This window comes from Thermodesulfovibrionales bacterium (assembly GCA_035622735.1).
Taxonomy (GTDB): domain Bacteria; phylum Nitrospirota; class Thermodesulfovibrionia; order Thermodesulfovibrionales; family UBA9159; genus DASPUT01.
Map to the genome: position 1 here is coordinate 1 of DASPUT010000168.1, position 8,149 is coordinate 8,149.

Below are 8,149 nucleotides of genomic sequence, written 5' to 3' on the forward strand. Positions count from 1 at the left end.
TAACAGGAAAACCCTTTGTAGTCAAATCGGCTGATGTCAGCACCGGTCTAGTATTTTGTTGCACAAAGCAACATGTCGCGTTTGGGCTGAAACAGCAAATGAAGGTATCGAAAGCCACTGACGATGACGGTGCTATTAAGCCCTGTAGCTCTCTCACGTGCCTTCCGAAAGATGGCCGGCTTTCACTTGAGCCGGGAGTGCGTTGCGTTATGCATCAAGTCATATTTTGGGAGATGATCGCCTAATCTCATAAAATCACATGAAATCAATTAGTTTTGAATGATGCAGGCTCTGGCATGAAAGATGATTATAGAAATAGATAAATGGGACTACAAAACTATGAAAGGAGGCAGCAAAAGATGAAAGGCTTTAAAGAAAGATGGGAGAGACTGTTTTCTGCGATAACCTTTGCAGAAGCCGGAGAGTTTGACACAGCGAGGGAGATCATGAGAGAGAAGAAAAGAGAAGAGAAGCGCGACATGCAGATTACGCGAAAGACAGCTCGCATTTCCGCTCCGGGAGCAAGAAGGTAGGTCTTACTATTATGGGAAACCTGAAAAAGAAGGTAGAAGATTTGCTTTCCGCAGTCTCCTTTGCGGAGGAGGGTGAGTTTGAGACCGCAAAGGAATTCATGAGGGAAGAGAGACGGGTTTTGTTGGCTGTCAGGAGCGGACAGCTGGACAGAAAGACGATTCGGTATGCCCTGAATACCTGCAAGAGGATAGGTGCCGGTCTTGACATCCTTTACATTACACCCTCGGAAGTCACCGATCCGGTTCTTGAGGAGGGTTTCTCGGAACTCGAGAGGGAAGGTATCAATTACCGGATCGTTAGGAAGAATGGCTGTCTGAAACAGGAGATTATCGACTATACAACGTCGAAGAATGAAATCCTCTTTGCGGTAACAGAGTCTTCAGAGAATCTGGATGTCGACTGTAAAGAGCACGGCAAAAGGCTTTCCGAAGCGTGGCGGAATCTCAAATGCCCGTTGGTAGTCGTCACTGAAGGTGTTTCATAACGCGGAAACAAACACTGAGCGGTGTTTATCAAATAAGGAGGAAAAAATGGCAAGTAGCGTAAACAGTAAGAAGAAACCCTATGGGAAGGTGATAGTCTTCGGGGTATTGTCGGTCGCACTCTATGGTGTCCTTATAGCAAAACAGAACATTTGCAACGATTTCTTCACGAGGGGAGGGCTCTATGCGCTTCTGCCCATATGTGCTGCATTCCTCTTTTCCTTTGTCCACGGCAACTTCACGGGAAATTTCTGGACGGTCCTGGGTATTGAGGCGTCGAAAAAGAAGAAGGAGGTAAAGTAAGATGCACGACATAGTGAGAGAGGCGGCGAATTTGATCAACCTGGATTTGATAAATGTCGGCTACCTTTTTGCCATCGGTTTCGTCGGCGGACTGGTGAGCGGGTTTATCGGCTCGGGCGGGGCTTTTGTCCTCACCCCTGGCATGATGAGCCTCGGCGTTCCCGGCCTAGTGGCTGTTGCAAGCAATATGTGTCACAAATTTCCAAAGGCGCTCGTGGGCGCTCTGAAACGTGCCAAGTATGGTCAGGTTGACGTGAAGCTCGGAATAGTGCTCGGTATCTCTGCGGAGGCTGGCGTTCTCTACGGAGCCCATATTCAGGAGGGCATCAAAAAGTCGTTCGGCGATGCAGGTTCAAACCTCTATGTCAGCGTTGCCTTCGTCGTAATCCTTGCGGTTGTGGGCGGTTTTGTGCTCAGAGATGCTTGGAGGACTTACCGGTCGGGCAATGCACACGAGGAAGAGAAGGTTACGAAAATTGCGAAATGGGTGCAGTCGATCAACATACCCGGAACCATGGTTTATTTTAAGAGCATTAATGCACGTGTCTCGGTACTCTTCACCATACCTCTCGGATTTGCAACGGGGATGCTCGCTGCAACGATCGCTGTCGGTGGTTTCATCGGTGTTCCTTCCATGATTTACGTCCTCGGTGCACCGAGTCTCATGGCGTCTGCCACAGAACTCGTGATAGCCTTCGTTATGGGCGTCGGAGGGTCGCTAAAGTATGCGATGCATGGATTGGTCGACATTCGCCTCGCGATGATCATTCTCGCGGGTTCCCTTTTCGGAATCCAGTTAGGGGCGATAGGTACCACCTATGTGAAGCCTTTTATGATTAAAGTGGTTATGGGCGTCATTATGGTAATCGTCCTGTTCAGCCGCGGATTGATGGTTCCGGTTTACCTGTCGCAGCTCGGCCTGATAGAGACCCTCGGTTCGGGCACGGTGAAGATACTCAAGAACACCAGCTTTGCCATTATGATACTTGCCCTTCTTTTGGGAGCCGTTATTGTCTTGAAGGCAATGTGGCAGGGACGCAGGGCAGAGCGTGCAGTGGCTGCCGAAGAGGTTCTGGAGCATGGTAAGATATAACCTATGGGAAGATACCGCAAGCTGCTCGTCGCAGTCGACGGCTCAGAATCGAGCTTTCACGCACTGAGGGAGTCATTTAAGCTTGCCGCGAGTGAAAAGAGCTGGATAACCGTCGTCTCTGTGGTTCCGCCCTATGAGGGGGATCTGGCTCTGGTAGGAATCGGGAATATTCAGCACGCACTGCGGTATCCTTGTGAGAAAGCCCTTTCCGAGGCCGGGGAGGTGGCGGAATCTGAAAGGGCCTTAATAAAGACCGTTTGTGAAGAAGGTGAGCCACACGCAAGAATAATAGATCTTGCGGAGGCCGAAAACGTCGATCTGATCGTCATGGGGAGAAAAGGGCTCGATCGGATTGAACGTGCCCTCGTCGGTAGTGTCACCGCGAGGGTCATCGGATACAGCGAGAAGGACGTCCTCGTGGTGCCGGGAAATGCGGCGGTCGGCTGGCAGAGGGTTCTCCTCGCGACTGACGGTTCGAAATACAGCAATGCTGCCACGGAAAGGGCGATAGGTTTTACGGGAGCGTACGGGGGAACCATGAAGGTCGTAGCGGTTGTAGATGTTCCGGCCGAGTTTTACGGTGAAGCGCCCGATGCCGTCGAGGACCTCGTGAGAAAGGCGAAAGGAAATGCCGAGTCTGTGAGAAAGCAGGCGGAGAAGGCAGGCATTCCGACCGAGGTCTTTGTGAAGGAGGGTGAGACCCACCGCGCAATTATCGACCTCGCCATGGAACAAAAGGTGAACACCATCATTATGGGCTCTCATGGAAGGACGGGACTCAGGAGGCTCCTTATGGGGAGCGTCGCGGAGAAGGTCATCGGTTATGCACCCTGTCCTGTACTTATCGTCAAGGGACGAGTCTGAATTAAGAGATAAGAAGACGTAGTGTTTTTTTCATGATGGGAAGGGTAGGGGTAAAGTGAAGGACTTTGCCTTTACCCTTTTTGTCTTTATAATTGGTAATATGTACGTAGTGCGATCCGGAGCGGATGAGGAATCAGAGCGGCAATGTCACTGAAGAAGAAGATAGCCTTCGGTTTTATTATCAGCTCGTCGATCATCGCCATTCTCGTCATCTTCGAGTACGTCAGTTTTGTCCAAATCAGGAGGGAAATACGGTCTCTCGAGGTCGCCGATTCCATCAGATCCAAAACCCTCGAGCTGAGGCGGCATGAGAAGAATTTCTTTCTCTTTGGCCAGACAAAGGGGGTTGAAGAAACAAAGGCGATCTTGAGGTATCTCACTGAACTTGACTCTATTATCGCTGAAAACCTCCCGGATGATAGGGCAGGGGGATTGTCTTCACTGAGGGCCTTGATCCAGGGATACGGGAAACGATTTCGTACTATAGAGGCATTAGTAAACGATCTCTCCGGAGAGTTTGATAATATCAGACCCTCTTATGGCCGCTATGCGCTGCTGCTCTATCTCAAATCGGCCTTCCTCGACAGGCCGCGCGAGACAGCGGATTTCTTGAAGGATGAATACGGCTTCTCTCGTAACGCAAGGCTTATCAAAGATCTTTGGGAACTCTATTCTGAAACAAACGCCCTCAGGAAAAACGGTGAGGATATCCTGATAGCATCGAAGAATCTTGACAGCGCTGCGAGGGCCAAAGTTGAACGCGTTATAAGCATATCGCAGGGTGCGATCTTGGCCATCTTTCCTCTCTTTCTCATCGTAGGAATCGGGACCCTCTTTTTTATCAGCGGTAATATCGTGAGCAGGCTGCATGCACTCATCGATACCGTCGAAAAAACAGGGAAAGGGAATTTCCCCCGCATGTCTCTCCTCTCAGGATGGGGGAGAAACGACGAGGTCGGACTCCTTATAGAGAAATTCAATACCATGGAGGAGCAGCTTGCGAGACGCGAAGAAGAGCTTGAGAGAAAGAACAGGGAACTTCTCCAGTCTAAGAAGCTGGCGGCCATCGGAACGCTCGCATCCGGAGTCGCCCATGAACTCAACAATCCATTGAATAACATCTATATCTCGTCACAGGTACTCGAAAAAGAGGTCCATGAGGCATGTTCTCCGACCGTAGAAGAAACAGTGAACGATATCCTCACCCAAACCGTCAGGGTGAAGAGGATTGTCGGCGACCTCCTCGAGTTCGCGAGGGGGAGTGAACCGAGGCTTGCGCGAGTTGATCTCAAGGCGCTCATCTCGGGGGCATACAGACTTGTGAGTACTACGACTGACACGAGCAGGGTGAATTTCATCCTCGAATCCGATTCCGGGGATGCATTTATCGATGCCGATTCTGAACAGCTGGAGAGGGTTTTTATCAATCTTTTTACGAATGCCGTTGACGCCATGTCGGGTTCTGGAAACCTGAGCGTGCGGGTGCAGAAAGAGCGAACCGCAGTGACGGTAAAGATCTCGGACACCGGGAAAGGGATGTCAGCTGAAGATACGGAAAAGATATTCGAGCCCTTTTATACTACGAAGGACAAGGGAACGGGGCTCGGTCTCGCCATCGTTTTCAATATTATTAAAAGACATTCCGGAGAGATAGTTGCGGAAAGCGGCACGGGTAAAGGAACGACCTTTGTCATTACCTTGCCGGTCAGGGGAGAAGGGCATGAACTTTAAGATTCTCATAGCTGAGGATGAGGAGATAACCCTCAAGCATCTCACGAATACCCTCAAGAAGGAGGGATATGCCGTACTCGGCACAAGGAACGGGAGGGAGGCCCTTGATGCCCTCTCGCGCGACCGCTATGACGTTCTCATAACCGATATCAAGATGCCCGAGATGGGTGGCATCGAGCTGCTCGAGAAGGCTAAGGAAAGGGACGGGGACATAGATGTCCTCGTCATTACCGGTTTCGGGAGCATAGGCTCGGCGGTAGAGGCTATGAAAAAGGGTGCTTATGAATATATCCCCAAGCCCTTCGACCTCGATGAACTGATCCTCAAGGTGAGGAATATCCGCGAACGGAAGATGTTAAAGAAAGAAAACGTGGCGTTGAAGGCCTTCTTCGGAATGAATAAGAAAGTTTCGATTATCGCCAAGAGCGAGGTTATGGCGAAGATATTAGGGGTCATCGAAAGCATAAAGGATTCGGACTGTAATATCTTCCTCACCGGTGAGAGCGGGGTAGGGAAGAGTCTCCTCGCGAAGATAATTCATTTCACAAGCAGGAGACAGAACATGCCGTTCCTCTCGGTTAACTGCGCTACCTTTACGGAGGAACTCCTGGCGAGCGAACTCTTCGGTCACGAGAAGGGAGCATTTACCGGCGCTGTTAAGACAAAAGAGGGACTTGTCGAAGTGGCCGACAGAGGCACCCTTTTCCTCGATGAGATTGCGGAGATGTCTACGAGTCTCCAGGCGAAGCTCCTCAAGGTCATCGAGGACGGCGAATTTTTCAGGGTAGGCGGCACAAGGCCGATCAAAGTCGATGTGAGGTTTATCGCCGCAACAAACCAGCAGGTGAAGAACATCATATCCGACGGGAGGTTCCGTGAAGACCTCTATTACCGGCTGAATGTCATGGAGATATTCATACCGCCCCTGAGGGACAGAAGAGATGACATCGAACCCCTTTGCGCGTATCTCCTCCAGAAGCATCTCCCCAAGGCGAACAAGAAGATAGATGGTTTTACGAAAGAAGCAAGGAACATATTGATGCATTACAGTTTCCCCGGAAATGTCAGAGAACTGGAGAATATTATTGAAAGGGCTATTATCCTCGAAAAGGGTCCCCTCATCACCCCTGAAAGCCTTCCCCAGACGCTTAAGATATTCCAGATCGAGACCTTTGAACCCGACAGGATCAAGACGATCGAACAACTCAATAAGGACTACGCGGAAAAGGTTCTCGATCTCGTGGGAGGCAACAAGTCAAAGGCGTCTCAACTCTTGGGGATATCGAGGACAAGCCTCTGGCGGATACTCAAGGAGGAATAATGTTCTCTCGTGTCGACCACAATGCCTCCGGAGGGACGCGCCGTGAACTTTAAGATCATCGTTGCTGAAGATGAGGACATTACCCGCAAACACGTTCTTAATGCCCTGAAACGTGAGGGCTTTGAAGTAGTCGGTGCAAAAGATGGTCGTGAGGCTCTGGAACGGATCGAGCAGGAACGATTCGACGTCCTCATAACCGATGTCAAGATGCCGGAGATGAGCGGTATCGAACTCTTAGAAAAAGTAAAAGAGAACTATTACGGCATCGAGGTGCTCATTATTACCGGCTTCGGCAGCATCGACTCGGCGGTTGAGGCGATGAAAAAAGGGGCTTATGAATATATCACAAAGCCTTTTAACCTTGATGAACTCATCCTCAAAGTGAAACACATCCATGAGCGGAAGAACCTGAAACGAGAGAACGTTGCCTTAAAGGCCTATTTCGGGATGAACAAAGGCGTCTCCGTGATCGCCCGCAGCGAGAGCATGCGCGAGATAATGGATACGATTGAGAGGATCAAGGATTCAGACTGTGACGTCCTTCTTGCCGGTGAGCGCGGGGTCGGGAAAAGTCTCCTCGCGAGAATCATTCACCATACGAGCAAGAGGCAAGGCATGCCTTTTCTTTCGGTAAACTGTGCCGTGCTGACTGAGGAACTCCTTGCCGGAGAATTATTCGGCCATGAAAAAGGGAGTGTTACGTCAGACCTAAAGAACAAATGGGGCCTCCTGGAGATAGCCGACGCCGGCACGGTCTTTCTCGATGAAGTTGCGGAGATGCCCTATGGCATCCAGTCAAGACTGCTGGCTGCTCTCGAAAACGGGATCGTTTCGAGGACGGGAGGGGGAAAACCGATAGCGATGAATGTCAGGCTCCTTGCCGCCACGAATAAGAATCTGAAGGACCAAATTACTGAAGGCAAATTTATCGAGGATCTGTACTATCGGGTGAATGGTGTTGAGTTTCTTGTTCCGCCCTTGAGGGAGCGCAGGGAGGATATTGAGCCCCTGAGCACCCATTTTCTCCTGAAACATCTGCCGGAGTCTGCTAAAGATATAGGAGGCTTTGAGAAGGAATCTCTGGATTTGCTCATGCATTACAGCTTTCCGGGAAACGTGAGAGAGCTCGAAAATATTATCGAACGGGCAATTATCCTTGAGAAAGGACGACTCATCACTCCCGAAAGTCTACCGAGGAGCATCAGGATCTTCCAGATCGAAACCTTCTGCCCTCAGGGCATCATGACCATTGACGAACTTACGAAAAGCTATGCGCAGAGAGTATTAGAGGCGGTTGGGAACAACAAAGGAAAGGCTGCCGAACTCTTGGGTATTTCAGAAATCGATCTCTGGAAGATTCTGAAAAGGAAATAGATTAGGTTTGATTCGTTAACAATTTCTGTATCTTGTCGAATTGCGAATTCGCGTTGGACCAAATTATCCGAATTGAATCTTCTGAAATACTTTTCCAGGGCTGTTGGGTAGGTCCGTAAATATGAGATTCCGTGAGAAGCCGATACTTTCCGACAAGAGGCTCAACATCCTGACCGACATATATCCGTCCTTTCGGAACAAAGTCGTGCGACGAAAATTCTCTCTTATATTTCCAGAGCAAAAAACCATCCTGGTACATCTGCAAAAGATCGGAATATTCCTTCAATAATTCTCTCTCTTCCTCGGAAGTCACCGTACGTTTACCCACCATTATTTCAGCGGACAATTTTTGTAAGAGTTCACCAAATTGTTGATAATCGGCACCGGAGGCGACCCCGTTCTGAACTGCTCTCGCGGCGAGATTCACCTTTTCAAACTTATTCTTGT

At 49.8% G+C, this 8,149-nt stretch carries 9 protein-coding genes; 8 read left to right on the forward strand and 1 reads right to left on the reverse strand.

From position 1 onward, the window contains the following. Window positions 1-359 precede the first annotated feature (359 nt). From VEI96_08875 to VEI96_08910, 8 genes are all read left to right on the forward strand, one after another. On the forward strand, window positions 360-533 hold the full coding sequence (locus VEI96_08875) for a hypothetical protein (protein ID HXX58098.1): 174 nt from the start codon (window positions 360-362) through the stop codon (window positions 531-533). An 11-nt stretch (window positions 534-544) separates the two neighbouring features. After that, on the forward strand, window positions 545-1,018 hold the full coding sequence (locus VEI96_08880) for a universal stress protein (GenBank protein ID HXX58099.1): 474 nt from the start codon (window positions 545-547) through the stop codon (window positions 1,016-1,018). Between the two features lie 46 nt (window positions 1,019-1,064). Beyond that, complete coding sequence (locus tag VEI96_08885; GenBank protein ID HXX58100.1) at window positions 1,065-1,319, forward strand: hypothetical protein; 255 nt, start codon at window positions 1,065-1,067, stop codon at window positions 1,317-1,319. Between the two features lies 1 nt (window position 1,320). Next, on the forward strand, window positions 1,321-2,412 hold the full coding sequence (locus tag VEI96_08890; protein ID HXX58101.1) for a sulfite exporter TauE/SafE family protein: 1,092 nt from the start codon (window positions 1,321-1,323) through the stop codon (window positions 2,410-2,412). 3 nt (window positions 2,413-2,415) lie between these two features. Continuing rightward, window positions 2,416-3,276: a universal stress protein gene (locus VEI96_08895; protein HXX58102.1), complete on the forward strand. Its 861-nt coding sequence runs from the start codon at window positions 2,416-2,418 to the stop codon at window positions 3,274-3,276. A gap of 144 nt (window positions 3,277-3,420) precedes the next feature. Next, the gene (locus tag VEI96_08900; GenBank protein HXX58103.1) at window positions 3,421-5,007 is read left to right on the forward strand and encodes an ATP-binding protein; all 1,587 of its coding nucleotides are present in this window, start codon (window positions 3,421-3,423) and stop codon (window positions 5,005-5,007) included. Further along, window positions 4,997-6,328, forward strand: a complete 1,332-nt coding sequence (locus tag VEI96_08905; GenBank protein ID HXX58104.1) for a sigma-54 dependent transcriptional regulator — start codon at window positions 4,997-4,999, stop codon at window positions 6,326-6,328. The genes VEI96_08900 and VEI96_08905 overlap by 11 nt, the downstream gene beginning before the upstream one ends. Before the next feature lie 42 nt (window positions 6,329-6,370). After that, window positions 6,371-7,702 carry a sigma-54 dependent transcriptional regulator gene (locus tag VEI96_08910; GenBank protein HXX58105.1) on the forward strand — a complete coding sequence of 444 codons (1,332 nt, stop codon included), beginning with the start codon at window positions 6,371-6,373 and terminating at the stop codon, window positions 7,700-7,702. 1 nt (window position 7,703) lies between these two features. Here VEI96_08910 and VEI96_08915 read toward each other — a convergent pair. After that, on the reverse strand, window positions 7,704-8,149 hold a 446-nt coding region (locus VEI96_08915; GenBank protein ID HXX58106.1), incomplete at its 5' end, for a hypothetical protein.